The 14,065-nt window shown below is 72.9% G+C and carries 15 protein-coding genes and 2 pseudogenes; 10 read left to right on the top strand and 7 right to left on the bottom strand.

Going from position 1 to position 14,065, the window contains the following annotated elements:
- Positions 1 to 31: 31 nt before the first annotated feature.
- A complete protein-coding gene (locus UO65_RS24245; protein WP_035286632.1) occupies positions 32 to 346 on the bottom strand; it encodes a hypothetical protein in 315 nt (104 codons plus the stop codon).
- A 419-nt stretch (positions 347 to 765) separates the two neighbouring features.
- Here UO65_RS24245 and UO65_RS24240 point away from each other — a divergent pair.
- Positions 766 to 966 (top strand): annotated as a pseudogene (locus tag UO65_RS24240) (MbtH family protein); the annotation flags it as partial.
- 93 nt (positions 967 to 1,059) lie between these two features.
- Here UO65_RS24240 and UO65_RS24235 read toward each other — a convergent pair.
- Together UO65_RS24235 and UO65_RS24230 are read right to left on the bottom strand one after the other, a co-directional pair.
- Positions 1,060 to 1,566 (bottom strand): hypothetical protein, encoded by a 507-nt coding sequence (locus UO65_RS24235; RefSeq protein WP_152552240.1) that lies wholly within the window; start codon positions 1,564 to 1,566, stop codon positions 1,060 to 1,062.
- 133 nt (positions 1,567 to 1,699) lie between these two features.
- Positions 1,700 to 2,383 carry a winged helix-turn-helix transcriptional regulator gene (locus UO65_RS24230; protein WP_035286628.1) on the bottom strand — a complete coding sequence of 228 codons (684 nt, stop codon included), beginning with the start codon at positions 2,381 to 2,383 and terminating at the stop codon, positions 1,700 to 1,702.
- A gap of 209 nt (positions 2,384 to 2,592) precedes the next feature.
- Here UO65_RS24230 and UO65_RS38730 point away from each other — a divergent pair, with 209 nt between their 5' ends.
- On the top strand, positions 2,593 to 2,721 hold the full coding sequence (locus UO65_RS38730) for a hypothetical protein (protein ID WP_267880612.1): 129 nt from the start codon (positions 2,593 to 2,595) through the stop codon (positions 2,719 to 2,721).
- On the opposite strand, the gene UO65_RS24225 is transcribed toward UO65_RS38730, so the two are convergent.
- On the bottom strand, positions 2,712 to 4,124 hold the full coding sequence (locus UO65_RS24225; protein ID WP_052021715.1) for a sensor histidine kinase: 1,413 nt from the start codon (positions 4,122 to 4,124) through the stop codon (positions 2,712 to 2,714). The genes UO65_RS38730 and UO65_RS24225 overlap by 10 nt on opposite strands.
- Entirely contained in the window at positions 4,114 to 4,830 is a 717-nt protein-coding gene (locus tag UO65_RS24220; RefSeq protein WP_035286626.1) for a response regulator transcription factor, read from the bottom strand. Before UO65_RS24220 ends, UO65_RS24225 begins: the two co-directional genes overlap by 11 nt.
- A gap of 105 nt (positions 4,831 to 4,935) precedes the next feature.
- On the opposite strand from UO65_RS24220, the gene UO65_RS24215 reads away from it, so the two are divergent.
- Positions 4,936 to 5,331 (top strand): hypothetical protein, encoded by a 396-nt coding sequence (locus UO65_RS24215; protein WP_152552239.1) that lies wholly within the window; start codon positions 4,936 to 4,938, stop codon positions 5,329 to 5,331.
- Positions 5,332 to 5,732: 401 nt separating this feature from the next.
- Here UO65_RS24215 and UO65_RS24210 read toward each other — a convergent pair whose 3' ends face one another.
- On the bottom strand, positions 5,733 to 6,158 hold the full coding sequence (locus UO65_RS24210; protein WP_035286622.1) for a hypothetical protein: 426 nt from the start codon (positions 6,156 to 6,158) through the stop codon (positions 5,733 to 5,735).
- A gap of 407 nt (positions 6,159 to 6,565) precedes the next feature.
- On the opposite strand from UO65_RS24210, the gene UO65_RS24205 reads away from it, so the two are divergent.
- Both UO65_RS24205 and UO65_RS24200 read left to right on the top strand, forming a co-directional pair.
- The gene (locus UO65_RS24205) at positions 6,566 to 8,197 is read left to right on the top strand and encodes a BCCT family transporter (protein WP_233427818.1); all 1,632 of its coding nucleotides are present in this window, start codon (positions 6,566 to 6,568) and stop codon (positions 8,195 to 8,197) included.
- Positions 8,198 to 8,295: 98 nt separating this feature from the next.
- On the top strand, positions 8,296 to 9,843 hold the full coding sequence (locus tag UO65_RS24200) for a hypothetical protein (RefSeq protein WP_035286620.1): 1,548 nt from the start codon (positions 8,296 to 8,298) through the stop codon (positions 9,841 to 9,843).
- 226 nt (positions 9,844 to 10,069) lie between these two features.
- Here UO65_RS24200 and UO65_RS36970 read toward each other — a convergent pair whose 3' ends face one another.
- Positions 10,070 to 10,240: a hypothetical protein gene (locus UO65_RS36970; protein WP_161784509.1), complete on the bottom strand. Its 171-nt coding sequence runs from the start codon at positions 10,238 to 10,240 to the stop codon at positions 10,070 to 10,072.
- A gap of 608 nt (positions 10,241 to 10,848) precedes the next feature.
- Between UO65_RS36970 and UO65_RS24195 the strand changes: the two genes are divergently transcribed.
- The 5 genes and pseudogenes from UO65_RS24195 (at position 10,849) to UO65_RS33610 (ending at position 13,931) form a co-directional block, all read left to right on the top strand.
- Entirely contained in the window at positions 10,849 to 11,256 is a 408-nt protein-coding gene (locus UO65_RS24195; RefSeq protein WP_035286618.1) for an STAS domain-containing protein, read from the top strand.
- A gap of 126 nt (positions 11,257 to 11,382) precedes the next feature.
- The gene (locus tag UO65_RS36965) at positions 11,383 to 11,520 is read left to right on the top strand and encodes a hypothetical protein (RefSeq protein ID WP_161784508.1); all 138 of its coding nucleotides are present in this window, start codon (positions 11,383 to 11,385) and stop codon (positions 11,518 to 11,520) included.
- Between the two features lie 105 nt (positions 11,521 to 11,625).
- Positions 11,626 to 12,348: pseudogene (locus UO65_RS39050) on the top strand (alpha/beta hydrolase); the annotation flags it as partial.
- Between the two features lie 673 nt (positions 12,349 to 13,021).
- Positions 13,022 to 13,177: an alpha/beta hydrolase gene (locus UO65_RS39045; protein WP_411431371.1), complete on the top strand. Its 156-nt coding sequence runs from the start codon at positions 13,022 to 13,024 to the stop codon at positions 13,175 to 13,177.
- Between the two features lie 28 nt (positions 13,178 to 13,205).
- The gene (locus UO65_RS33610) at positions 13,206 to 13,931 is read left to right on the top strand and encodes a sensor histidine kinase (RefSeq protein WP_052021713.1); all 726 of its coding nucleotides are present in this window, start codon (positions 13,206 to 13,208) and stop codon (positions 13,929 to 13,931) included.
- The last annotated feature ends 134 nt before the right edge of the window (positions 13,932 to 14,065 follow it).

Genomic DNA, 14,065 nt, shown 5'->3' with positions numbered 1-14,065 from the left:
ATCAGCCGATCCGCCATACCGGTCATCCCACTCAGACCTTTCCCAGCCACCTGATCGCTCCCGGCGGGATGAACCCCTCGAGCAGGACCTCTTTCGAGTTCTCCGCCAGTCGGTTCGCGGTGGCGCCCCGGATGCCCGCGCGGTCACGGGCCGCCTGCGTCGAGGCGTCAACAACCCAACCGCCGAACTTGTCGAGGTCGATCTCCACCGCCCTGCCTTGGTTCCACTTCTTCAGAACGCCCATGTCGTTCGTCGTGGAAATATACTGCGACTTGAAACCGGGCTTGCTGCCGTTGGAGATGTGCCCGCCGGGCATGTAGCTCGCGTTCGGGTTCTTCGCCGTCAACCGCCCAGGTCCGGCATCGGCCCCTACCAGATCGACGCCACCGTGGTCCGCGGCGTCCTGCTCCCCGCCGCCCTCGCCCTCCTCGGCGAACGCGCCTGGTGGCTGCCCGGCCGTTCCCGCCGTGGCGTCGCCGCGACGTCGGCGGCCAGCGCACGCCGCAGGGCCGAGCGCAGGCGATTCCCATCCCCCTCGGCCCGGTAGCCGAGGTCCCGCGACCGGTCCGGCGGCCCCACCCCCTGCCGCCGGGCCGGTCGCACAACCGCTTCACCGAAACGGGTCTGGAACTCCTCCAGGCCCGTTCCGCGCGTCCATAGGACCGATATAGGTCAGGTATCGCCTCCGGCGCGACGCTATCCGGGCGCGGAACCCGGGCAACGGCCCGGGTTCCGCGCGGACCGACCACCGGACTGGGAGCGCACATGGCCGAGGAGCAGGACGACACGCAGGTGTACCGCGTCGTGGTCAACCACGAGGAGCAGTACTCGATCTGGCCGGTCGGCCGGGACATCCCGGCCGGGTGGCAGGCGGACGGCACCGAGGGCAGCAAGGCTCAGTGCCTCGAGCACATCGAGGAGGTCTGGACCGACATGCGACCCCGCAGCCTGCGCGAGCGGATGGCGAAAAGCGGGATGGTCCAACGACCCCGTGCTGACTGCCGCGGTGAGCACGACGAGGACGAGGCCGTCGAGCGCGGTGCCGCTCGTGCCGGGTGATCACCACCGGGGGTGGTACCGGCGGCCGCTTCGCGATCCTGCGGCGACCGGGCCCCGGTGTCCCACCTGGATCGGGCTCGCCTGCGCGGTCGCGTGCAGCTCGGGCGCCGGTTCGCACTGGGCGAGCACGAGCAGCCGCAGCGCGTCGCCCACGCCCACGACGGAACCGAGGCGGGCGGCTCGGCTCGACGTGGTGACGCCGATGGTCGCCCCGGTGGCGAGCAGGCTGGTCTTGGCGCCCAACGCCGCCGCGGCCACCCCGACGCCCAGCTCCAGTGGTGCCGGGGCGGTGGCCTCCAGCTCCAGGCGCAGCAGTGGGCCCGATTCCGACAGCACCGACCAGCGGGCGGGCTTGTCCAGCAGCCGGACGGGGTCGGTGCTGCGCAGCAGCGAGAGCAGCTCAGGTCCGCCCCGCGCGGCGCGGAGCTGGTGGTCGGGAACGATGAAGACGAACAGCGGCCACACGGCGACCGCGGGCGGTGTGCTGCCCGCGCTGGGAGACAGCACGACGGCCTCCGTGGCGAACACTGCGGGGGTGTGTGCACCGGTCTTGGCCCTGAGCATGTCCACCAGGGTGGTCGTGCGACGTTGAGGCCCCCCGGTCGGCGGCATGTCGATCGGATGACGCGCCCGGGTCCGCTCAGCCGGTGCGAACCGGGGGCGCGTCCCGGGAGGCGTACCTGCTGACGCCCAGGCAGCCGATCACCGCGCGCACCGCCTCCCGGGTGCCGGTGAGCCGGATCGCCTGGTCGCGCACGGCCTCGCCCCAGGTCCTGTGCCCGAGCCACACACCGGCCAGGGCGCCGATGGCGCAGTCGATGCGCACCGCGGCGGGCAGCCCGGGGTCGACCTGGGTCGCGGCGGCCCCGTCACGCGAGAGCATCAGCCACCACCGCGGCGGCGCGGCGCTCTCGGTGAAGCGGATGTGCACGACCAGGGGCAGCGCGGGCAGCGCGGCGGTGTCCACCCCGCGGCACAGGTCGCGCGCGAGCAGCCCGGGGTCGAGGTCGGACACCCGGGGCGGGGGCAGGTGTCGGTTGGCCCAGCGGCCCAGCCGGTCGATCACCGGCACCAGGTCCCGACCGGCCTCGGTGAGCGCGAAGCGGCTGCCGCCGCGCGCCGCGGCCTTCACCACCAGCCCCGCTTTGGTCAGCTCGCCGAGACGCTTGGTCAGCAGGGCCGGGGTGATTCCCGGCAGGCCCGCCGCGAGGTCCGATCGGCTTGCCCGGCCCTCGGCCAGGTCCCGCAGGATGAGCAGGGTCCAGGAATCGTTGAGCACCTCCGCCGCGGCGGCCACGGGGCAGTGCTGTCGGTAACGGGTCACCGTTCTCCTCGCCGGTCGCGAAGTGCCATTCTGCGCCGCCCGCGGGCGGCGTGGCATGACCGCTGCCCGACGATCGCGTTGAGACCGGGTGTCGGTCCCGGTGGCGCGGCGGTACGACCGCATGACGTTGTTCACCAACGGGTTGCGGTGTCCAGTGGGTCTTGTACCGCCCGGTCACGCCGCCGTCCGACGCTCCTACCGCCGACGTCGTGTCCGCGGACGACGGCACCGAGGTCTACCTCGAACGCGGCGCGGCGGGCTACGCGGCCGACGAGGTCCTCACCGCCGGGCAGGACTCCGGAGGCGAGGTCCGGTTCGCCCCGCACCCTCAGGTCTGAGGCTCCGCCGCGCTTGCCGCGACCGCCCCGTCGCCCTCCCCGTGGTCGCGGGGGAGGCGCACGACGAACCGGGCCCCGCCGCCGGGGGCGGTCACGCACTCGACGGTGCCGCCGTTGGCGCGGACCGCCTCGGCGACCAGTGCCAGGCCCAGCCCGTTGCCCGACGTGGAACCGCGGGCCGCCCGGCCGGTGGCGAACCGCTCGAAGATCCGCTCCCGCTCGCCCTCGGGCACCCCGGGCCCCGCGTCGTCCACCGCCACGACCACCGAGTCCGCCGACGTGCTCAGCTCGACCCCGGTAACCCCGCCACCGTGCTGCTCGGCGTTGTCGACGAGGTTGGTGAACGCGCGGATCAGCGCCAGTTTGTGCCCGCGCACCCGGCCGTCGCCGTCGGCGTCGAGAACGGGTGCCGCGCGTTCGCCGAGGACGTGGGCGAGCAGGTCGCGGGTGGACACCGGTGCCTCGTCGTCGTGGTGCAGCCCCGCCTCGGTGCGGGCGAGGGTGAGCAGGTCCTCGACCATGCCGCGCAGGTGGGCCAGTTCACCCTCCACCAGCCGCAGCGCGGTGCGGGGGCGCTCGGGCATCTCCTCGGCGTGCTTGCCGAGCAACCCGACGCTGGTGACCAGGGTGGTGAGCGGGGTGCGCAGTTCGTGGGTGACGTCGCCGACGAACCGCCGCTCCCGTTCGATGCGGCGTTGCAGCGAGTCGACCATGGTGTTGAACGAGGACAGGATCGGGCGCAGGTCGCGGTCGCCCTGCTCGGGGAGCCTGCTGTCGAGGTTGCCGCCCGCGATGCTCGCCGCGGTGCCCGCCAGCGAGCGCAGCGGCCGCAGCACCCGCCCGCTCGCCCACAGGCCCAGCAGCGCGCCGCCCAGGGTGGCCGCCAGCCCGCTGATGACCAGGACGGTGCGCAGCACCCGGAGCGTGTCCCGCAACTCCACGATCGGGGCGAACTCGTAGAGGGTGCCGCCGTCGAGCGGCATCGCGGTGACCAGGTAGGGCTGGTTCCGGATCGTCGTGGGCCGGGTCGGGGCACCCTCGCGCGGCGACTCGGCGAGGTGCTCGGACGGCGCCCGCGCGGGCACCGCGGGGTCGCTGCTGGTCCACCCGCCACGCCAGTCCAGCAGCAGGATCGTGTCCGCGGGCGGGTCCACGGCGGACAACGCCGCGGCGGGGGTCATCCCGGGGACGGCGAGCCTGCTGGCGACGAAGTCGGCGTCGGCGTCGGCCAGCCGCTGGGCCGACCGCTCCCGCTGCCCCAGCAGGTACCCGCGGGAGATGGTGAACACCGACACGGTCAGCACCAGCGACACGATGGCCGCGCCCGCCGCGAAGGACAGCATCACCCGACCGCGCAGGCCGGGTGCCCGGCTGCCGCGCCCGACCCGCGCGTCAGGCGACATCGAGCCGGTAGCCCAGACCCCGGACGGTGATGACGACGGCGGGCGCGGACGGGTCCCGCTCGATCTTGGTGCGCAACCGCCGCACGTGGACGTCGACGATGCGCTCGTCGCCGAAGTAGCCCCGGTCCCAGACCCGGTCCAGCAGCGCGGTCCGGCTCAGCACCCGCCCGGGGTTCTCGGCCAGCTCGCACAGCAGCCGGAACTCGGTGAGGGTCAGGTGGATCTCCTCGTCGCCGCGCCGCACGGTGCCCGCCCCCGCCGAGAGCACCAGGGGCCGCTCACCGGATTGCAGCACCTGCTCCTGCGGTGCGGTGTCGGCGGGCGCGGCCACGGTGGCCCGGCGGCGCAGGGCCCGCAGCCGGGCGGTGATCTCCTTGATCTCGAACGGCTTGGTGACGTAGTCGTCCGCCCCCGCCTCCAGCGCGGCCACCACGTCGTGGGTGTCGACCTTGGCGCTGACCACGATGATCGGCACGTTGCTGTGCAACCGCACGGTGCGGATGCAGGTGAAGCCGTCCATCCCGCCGAGCATCAGGTCGACCATCATCAGGTCCGGTTCGCCGTGCCGCGCCAGCGCCTCCACCGCGGCCTCGCCGCTGGCGGCCTCGTCCACCGCGTAGCCCTCGTCCTCCAGGGCCAGCCGCAGCGAGGTCCTGACCCGGTCGTCGTCCTCGACGATCAACATTCGCGTGCCCACGCGGCCCATGCTGCCCCACGGGGAACCCGACCGTCCGTCCCGGGGTGAGGTCGTCACCCAACCGCAAAGAGCCCGTCGTCCCCGTCTCAACAGACAGGCGGCACGCTGGTGGCCATGGCTACCCCCAAGGCCCCGGTGTCGAGGCGCCCACCCGGGCGCCGCCGCCGGGCGGCGCCCGCGGTGGACGGCGCCACGGTCGTCGTCGGCTGCTGGCTCCTCGTCTTCGCCACCGTGGCCGACTACGGGGTCCGCCGCGGGCTGGACGCCGCGGTGGGCGACGCCGTCGCGGGCGCCGCCCTGCTCGCGCTGGGGGCCGCCGGTGGCGCGGGGTGGGTGGCCAGGTCCACCTGCGACGCCGGGCGGGCGCTGGTGGGGCTGTGGCTGCTGCTCGCGCCGCTGCTGCTCGACTTCGGGTTCGGCACGGAGTCGACCCTCGCCACCTGCCTCGACGTCGCCCTCGGGACGATCGTGGCCGCGAGCGGCGTGGGCGGGCGACTGCGGAGCTGGTGAGCCGCGCGCGATCGGGCGGGCCGGTTCGCCCGGCAGTCGACCGCGACCAGCACGACGGCCGCACAGCCCAGGACCGCGGCACCGCGCGGCGCGGACATCGCCTCGGCGAGCACCGCTCCCGCCACGAGCGGGATGACGGCGAACAGGCTCCACGGGTCCGGTGCGCCGAACGGTGCTGTGCTGCCGGTGTGGCGGCTGTCGGTGTGGCGGCTGTCGGTGTGGCGGCTGTCGGTGTGGCGGCTGTCGGTGTGGCGGCTGTCGGTGTGGCGGGGCACGAGTCCTCCTGTCGATCGCGGCGACCACAGGATCGCCCACCCGGCGGGTCGCCACCGCCGAAGTCGCACGACGGACAAGGGATCGCAAAGTCGTCGCGGGTCGGTCCCGGGTGCGTGGACCCGCCGTCACGCCGGTGGCGCCGCCTGCTGCCACCGCCGGGCCACCGCCGCCAAGTGCGGGTCGTGCGCGGTGTGCAGGCGCAGGACGTGGCCCGCCACCCGCTGCCGCATCCGGGCGAACGCGTTGTCGGCCGCCGCCACGACGTCCACCGGACCGCCCCGGGCCAACGCCGCCAAGCGGTGGCGCAGCGGTTCGGCGCGCAGGACCAGCATCCGGCCGTGGTGGGCGGCCAGCAGACCGAGCACCGGCTCGTCCGGGGAGAGCACGAGCCAGTGCCCGGCCGCACCCCGATCGCTCTCCACGACGTCGTCGAGAGCGCCGGGAGCGACCACCAGGACGGGGTGGTCCGCCCGGAACCCGAGCAGGATTCGGCGGACGAGGACCACTTTCGGCACCCCACCGGCCGGTGTCGAACCCACGGTGACGGTCACCCGGGGATGATCGCCCGCCGCGCCTGACGATGGCCGGACGGGTTCTTTGCGATCGGATGTCGATCCGCGGGTCTGCCGGTGCGCCCACACGCGGCGGCGGCGCCGCGGGACTCGGAGGTCGTCATGGGATCGCAAAGAGACAGTCGGGCGATCCTCATGTCGGAAGTGGAGAATCCGCGTGGTCACGGACCGCGGCGCGCTCCGCGCCCGGTGGCACGTGCGACCCGAGCGCTCCGCGGAGGCGTGGAGCAGGCTGCTCCACCGCCGCTGGGGATGGCCCGGGCCGATCCGCCCGGGCAGGCGGTCCGCGACTCCGGTGCGTCACCCGGACGCCCGATCAAGGCCCCACGGGAGGAGCCACAGTGCCGGACAGCACAGCAGGCCGGTCACCGCAACCGGAAGTCGAGGTGCCCGGGAAGGGCGTCCACGGCAGGGTGTTCTGGCCCGCCGCGGGCATCGTCCTCGCTTTCGTCGTGGTGACCGTCGCCTCGCCCGCGGCGGTCGAGTCCGCGGTGGGCGGTGTCTCCTCGTGGATCGTCGGCACCTTCGGCTGGTACTACACGCTCCTGGTCAGCGCGTTCGTGGTGTTCGCCGTGTGGCTGGGGGTCGGGCGCTTCGGCGGCATCCGGCTCGGTGACGACGGTGACGAGCCGGAGTTCAGCCGGTGGTCCTGGTTCGCCATGCTGTTCGCCGCGGGCATGGGCATCGGCCTGGTGTTCTGGGGTGTCGCCGAGCCGCTGAACCACTTCGCGGGCATCCCCAACCGGGCCTCGGGCATCGCCGCGGCCGACGAGGTGGGCGCGCAGGGCGCCCTGGTGCAGACCTTCCTGCACTGGGGGCTGCACCCGTGGGCGATCTACGTGGTCGTCGGCCTGGCCATCGCCTACGCGGTGCACCGCGGGAAGCGGCCGGTGTCGATCCGCTGGGCGCTCGAACCGCTGCTCGGCCGCCGGGTCAACGGCTGGATCGGCGACGCGGTCGACGTGGTCGCGGTCGTCGGGACGCTGTTCGGCGTGGCGACCTCGCTCGGGCTGGGCGTGGCGCAGATCGCGGCCGGGCTGGACTTCATCGGCGTCGTGCGCGACCCGGGGAACCTGACCAAGGTCGTGCTCATCGGGGCGATCACGCTGATCGCCATCACCTCGGTGGTGACCGGGGTGAAGCGGGGCATCAAGTGGCTGTCGAACGCCAACATGGGGCTCGCCGCGGCGCTGCTGGTCTTCGTCCTGGTCACCGGGCCGACCCTGTTCATCCTGCGCGAGTTCATCCAGTCCTCGGGGCTGTACGTGCAGAACTTCGTGCGCATGAGCTTCAACACCACGGCCTACCAAGGGGCCGAGGGCCAGGAGTGGCAGGGCTACTGGACGGCGTTCTACTGGGGTTGGTGGATGTCCTGGGCGCCGTTCGTCGGCGTTTTCATCGCCCGGATCTCCCGGGGCCGCACTGTGCGGGAGTTCGTCGCGGGTGTGCTGCTCGTCCCCACGCTGCTGAGCTTCTTCTGGTTCTCGGTGTTCGGCGGCGCGGGCCTGTTCAGGCAGCTCTTCGGCGGCGGCGACCTGGTGGGCGCGGACGCGACCGGGGCGTCCACCGTGGACACGAACGGCGCCCTGTTCGGCCTGCTGGGCTCCCTGCCCGGTGGTGCCGTCGTGGTCGGCTTCGCCATCGTCCTGGTGGTGCTGTTCTTCGTCACCTCGTCGGACTCCGGCTCCCTCGTGGTGGACATGCTCGCCTCGGGCGGCAACGTCGAGCCGCCCACCTGGAGCCGGGTCTTCTGGGGTGCCGCCGAGGGGGTCGTGGCCATCGCCCTGCTGTTCGCGGGTGGGTTGGGCGCCCTGCAGGGTGTGTCGATCGCCATCGCGCTGCCGTTCAGCGCCGTGATGATCGCGATGTGCGTGGCGATCCACCGGCAGTTCACCCGCGAGCACGCGTCCGCGCTCCGCGCCGAGCGCAGGCTCCAGCACACCGAACCGGCCCGGACGCCCGCCGCGGAGGGGAGCCCCGAGTCGACCGGCGACCAGGCGGTCGCACCCCGGCCGTGAGCGCGGAGTGCGGGCCGGGGCCGCGGACCGGCCTACACTCCCCCGGTGCCGAGGAACCGGCACCGCGCGTCCGGGCCACCTGCGGAAGAGGAAGTGCTGTGCGATCAGCCGGGTTCAGGTTGTGCGTTGCCGTCGCGGCACCGATCGTGCTCCTCGCGGGCTGCACCACGCACCCCGGTGACGTCGGGGCGGGGACCGCGGCCACGGTGGTCGTGCCCGCGGCGCCGACCACCGTGCTCGACGTCGCCGCGGGTCCGGGTGCGGCGATCGCGGTCAGCGCCGCGCTCTTCCGCCGTTCCCCGGTCGTCGTCGTGTCCACCGAGGGCGACGCCGCGGGGGCGATGACCGCGAGCGCGGTCGCTGAACGGCTCGGCGTGCCGATGCTGGTCTTCCCGCGCGCCGCCGCGAATCCACCCGACGCCCCCCTCGGGCGTGAACTGGCCAGGCTCGCACCGGACACCGTGCTCGCCGTCGGGACCGACGGGCTGCGCGCGGCACTCGAACGCGTCGGGCCCGCCCCGGTCCTGACCGTGGCCCCGGGCGCAGGCGGGGCGGAACAGCCCACCGACCTGCCCGACGACCTCCCGGTGACGAAGCGCCCGCAACCGGTCGACCTCACCGTGCTCGTCGACACCACCCACACCGACACCACCCGCACCGACACCGCCGCGGCCACCACCGCCCGCGCGGCGGGAGCCCGCGTCGTCACCGTGCGGGGCACCGATCCGCGCGCCGACCCGGACACCATCGCGGCCCTGCGAGCCCACCCGCCGACGACCGTGCTGGCCCTCGGTGGTGGTTTCGGGCCCGCGTCGAGGTTGCGCGCCCGGCTCGACACCGCCACCCGCGCCGACCAACTCCCCGGTGGCGGTCAGGTGCTGCTCCCCGGCCGCCGACTCGTCTGCCTCTACGGCCACCCCGGCTCCCCCGCGCTGGGCGCGCTCGGCGAACAGGGCGTCGAACGCGCCATCGACCGGGTCAAGGAGCTGGCCGCGGACTACGCACCGCTCAGCGACGTGCCCGTGGTGCCCGCGTTCGAGATCATCGCCACCGTGGCCCAGGGCTCCCCCGGAGCCGACGGCGACTACTCGGGGGAATCTGGGGTCGAGAAGCTGCGCCCCTGGGTCGAGCGGGCGGGCGAAGCGGGGCTCTACGTCCTGCTCGACCTGCAACCCGGGCGCGCGGACCTGGTGGCGCAGGCCCGGCGCTACGAACCGCTGCTGCGCCTGCCGCACGTCGGCCTCGCGGTGGACCCGGAGTGGAAGCTCGGCCCGGACCAGCTCCCGCTGGAGCAGATCGGCGGCGTGGACGCCGAGGAGGTCAACCGGACCACCGCGTGGCTCGCCGACCTCACAGCCGCGCACGGCCTGCCCCAGAAGCTGTTCGTGCTGCACCAGTTCCGCCTGTCGATGATCCGCGACGAGGCCGACCTGGACACCGGGCACGACGAACTGGCCATGGTGATCCACATGGACGGCCAGGGCAGCACCGGGCAGAAGAGCGCCACCTGGCGCTTGGTCGTGCGAGCCCGCCCCGAGGGAGTGGCCATGGGCTGGAAGAACTTCTACGACGAGGACCAGCCGTTGCTCTCCCCCGAGCAGACGATGGCGTACGAACCCACCCCTCTCATGATCTCCTACCAGTGAGCGCCCGTCCTCGGATCGACCGCGGTTCAACACGCGATCGCAAAACCGCTGACCCGCCGATCGTCGGCCAACGCGGCGACCATGGTCGCCGTCAACGGATCGGAGCACCGCCCGCCACACCGGGCCGCACCACCCCGCCCACACCCCACCCCGGGTCCCCGGGCGCGTCGAGCCGGTGTCGAACGCCGACACCGCCCGGTCCACCCGCGCCCGCAATCCTGCTCCTCTACGTCATGTCACCCGCATCGGGCACGGGCAGGTTGGGCTCGGAAAAGGACTGCCAACTTCCGCTCGGCAGCCTCATCCTCAACTCCGTCTCGTTGCCGTCGAAGACCTCCAACAAGATCGGAACCGTCGAGGAATCCGACCGCACGGCCAGCAGGTGAACGGTCTCCATGGTCCTACTTTCGACATCTCGGGTTGGGAAGCCAGTCTTCTGCCATCTCGAGCCAACAATCGCGGATGCGACACGAGTCACAACGACTCGGCATCCGCGACCGGTGGCACCGATCGCGAGACCGTTGCTCCGGATTGCAAGTCACCCCGCGCACCGCCGCCGCCCTGCACACCGCCTCGAACACCAAGGCGACATGCCTGCGGCGACCTCGCCGCCGACCTCACAGCCGGGGACTGGCCCCACCCGCATTACCCCGCCGAGGCGATGGCCCTGCACTTGACCTTCGCTGGGTGCAAGACGCCTTCAGCGGTCGCCGAGTTCGACCGCACGCCCGGGTCTGCTGACACGCGGCTTCGCGAACCGTTGCCACGAAGGCAGTGTGCTGGGACCGTGGATTCAATGACACCAGCGCAATGCACTCTGCAATCCCAGATCGCCGCGCACACCTCACGGCAGAACACCGAAGACCGCGCAGCCCGCACCGCACCAGCCAACAAGCCGCACTGGACCGCTTCGACAAGCAGGTCGACCCCGGCCACCGTCGAACGCGCACGACGCGCCCTCTGGTCGCCCAGCGCGTAGGCTTTCCGGGTGTTTGACTTGGTGCCATGGATGAGGCGCGGGAGTCGGGCGAGAACACCTTCGAGGTGGTGGCCGATGGCAGAGCGGTGGTGGTGACCACCACCTGCGATGTGGACATGAGCACTGCCGACGGGGTCCGGACGCAGTGGGAGCGCGCAGCGGTGGCGGCGGTGCGCGCCGGGGCGGCATTGCTCGTTGTGGACCTGCGGGCCGTGGCGTTCTTGTCCTCGGTCGGCATCTCAGCGCTGATGCTGCTCAGTGCCAGCTGCAGCCTGCGCGGCGTCGAACTGCTGCTCTGCCTGGACGAGGGCCAGGCCGTGCGCCGCGCTTTGGACCTGACCGGCGTGCTCGGCACCTCGCTGCCCGCGGTGAGCAGCATCGAGGAAGCCCTGCGGCATCCCGCACCCAGCCCACGCGGGGACCAGCAACTCTGACGACGCCTGGGGCGACTTGGAGGCAGGCTCGGAGAGGGACTTCGAGCGCTTGTGGGTCGAATTGCCGCCGCCGGTGCCTATCCGAACGAGTCCGGCTCCCGCCACGAACAGCGGAACGTCTCGCGTTTGCAGGAGGCGGTGGGGCTCTCGGCGGCGGCGTTGTCCGCAGGTCTGCCCACCGCGCCCATGGGTCGGGTCGTCGCCAACGGCGCGCCGGACAGCCTGGTCACCCGCATGCAGGTCGGCGTCTTCCTCGCCTCCTAGCGCATCGCGCAGAGTCGCTGGCGCGTGGCGGACGACCGCGGCGGGCCGGTCTGCCCTGGGGCAGAGGCAGGATCGGTCCGGCGGCGGAGGCGCCACCGCACGGCGATGCGGGAAGCTCCGAGCATGTTGACCACTTCCAAGCACAGGACGGGTTCGCTGGTCGCGTTCGGCGCGGCCGTCGGCATCCTGGCCTGCGCCGTGCAGGCGGGCACGGCATCGGCCGCTGAAGGGCTGGTTCGGTTCGACCGCCAGGTCATCGACTGGCACGGTTGTCAGAACGGGTCGGACGACCGGGTCGGTGCGCTGGTGGACGCCGCGGGTGGGCGTTGCGGCGACGTCGCGGTCCCGTTGGACTACGGCCGGCCGGGTGGGCGGACGATCAGGCTGGCGGTGTCCCGCATCCCGGCCGCCGACCCGGTTCGCCGGCGCGGCGCGCTGTTCACCAATGGCGGCGGACCGGGCGGCTCGGGCATCGGGCAGCCGGTGGCCTTCGCCGACAACACCGGCATCCGCGCGCGCTACGACGTGATAGGCATCGACCCGCGGTTCACGTGGCGCAGCACGCCCTTGCGCTGCGACTGGCGATCCGACACGTTCATCCGCGGCGCGGGCCCGGACCGGCGCTCGTTCGAGCGGAGCGTCGAGCTCGCCAGGGTGCAGGCGGCCGGTTGCGACCGGGGCGACCAGCGGAACCTGTTCCCCCACGCCACCACTCGCAACACCGCCCGGGACATGGACCTGGTCAGGGCCGTCCTCGGTGAGCCGAGGATCTCCTACGAGAGCGGGTCCTACGGCGCCTACCTCGGCGCGGTCTACCTCCAGATGTTCCCGGACCGGGTCGACCGGTTCGTCCTGGACAGCTCGCCCGACCCGACCGTGCTCGGGCCGAACCCGTTCGTCCACAACGGACCCACCGCCACCGCGGCGCTCGAGCACTTCGCCGCCTGGGCCGCCGACCACGACGCGACGTACGGGCTCGGTGCCACCGCCGACGACGTCCTGACCACCGTCGACCGCATCGCCCGGGTCTCCGGGCGGTACCCGCTGCGGGTCGGCGGGTTCCGGGTGGATGCCCACACCGTTCCGTACATCATGCTGATCCAGGTCGCCGAGGACGGCGACGAGTTCCACGCCCCCGCCGCCGACGTGGTGCGGACGCTGCGCGACGCGGCCGACGGTGCCGCGGTCACGCCCTCGCCCGCGTTCGCCGAACTCCTCACCGGGCTGTTCACGGGCTCCGGGCCCGCGGCCGACCGCGTCGGCCTGCCGATCCTGTGCGGGGACCGCGAGGTGTCGCGCGAGCCGGGAACGTACTTGCGGGACATCCGGGCGCACCGGGCGGACGACCCGCTGTTCGGGCCGCTCGCCCACAACATCACGCCCTGCGCGTTCTGGCCGACCCGCCCCGCCGAGCCGACCACGACGATCCACAGCGACGTCCCGGTGCTCGTGGTGGGCAACGCGGGCGACCCCGATCACGCCGCACTCCGGCCAGTTGGTGATGCACCGGGCGTTGGCCGGGTCCCGCATGGTCACCCAACCGGGCGCGTTCCGACACCAGGCGTACCAGAACCGCAGCGCGTGCGTGGACGACGCGGTGCACCGGTACCTGCTCGACGGTGTGCGACCGGCGACCGACACCACCTGCCCCGCGTAGTCCCGGCTGCCCCGTTCGGGCCAGGGAGATGCACGACACCATCGCCCACTCGCTCGCGGTGGTGATCGCGCAGGCGGACGGGGGGCGGTACGCGGCCGTGGCGTCGCCCGAAGCCGGGCGGGCCGCGCTGGCCACGATCGGGGACTGCGCCCGGCAGGCGCTGGGCGACATCCGGCGGGTGCTCGGGGTGCTGCGGGACGGGCCGGGGGTCCCCGCTGACCTGGCGCCGCCGCAACCCGGCCTGGCGGACGTGCCCGCGCTCGTCGAGCGGGTGCGGGCGGGCGGGCTCGAGGTCCGGCTCGCCGTGCGACCACCGCCGAGCCCGGTCGAGCCGGGGCTCTCGCTGGTCGCGTACCGGATCGTCCAGGAGGGACTGACGAACGTGGTCGAGCACGCGGGCCCCGCTGCCCGCGCCGAGGTCTCGGTGCGCTGGTCCGGCGACCGGTTGCGGATCGACGTCGTGGACGACGGTGGGGCGGGCAGGCACCAGCCGGGCCGGGCGGGTACGGGGTGGTCGGGATGCGCGAGCGCGGGCGCCACGGCGTTCGCCATTCGTCCCGCAATGCTCGCCGGTCGCGTACGCGCTGGGCGCAACGGGCCGGAATTCACTCTTTCGTTGCAGCCATGTCCCGGATTGACATGGATGTGGATCATTGTTCGCCTACCGTGCGTCCATCCTGATCGGACACCAGGCTCGTGGCTCGGTCGGGGATCATGGCCTGACGTGCGATTGGTACGTATAATTACGCACTAATTTGAACTACGTCCGCGAAAACAAACAGGCCCGCGGGATTCTTGATCCACAATTGGCCTTCACCGGTCGTTCTCGGGAAGTTGTCTTCGATTGTGGGCCGACCCACTTGTTTTTCCACTGCCCGGCGACCAAGA

This window comes from Actinokineospora spheciospongiae (assembly GCF_000564855.1).
GTDB lineage: Bacteria > Actinomycetota > Actinomycetes > Mycobacteriales > Pseudonocardiaceae > Actinokineospora > Actinokineospora spheciospongiae.
Note: the sequence above shows the minus strand (reverse complement) of the source record. Positions and strands in the feature narration are given on the sequence as shown.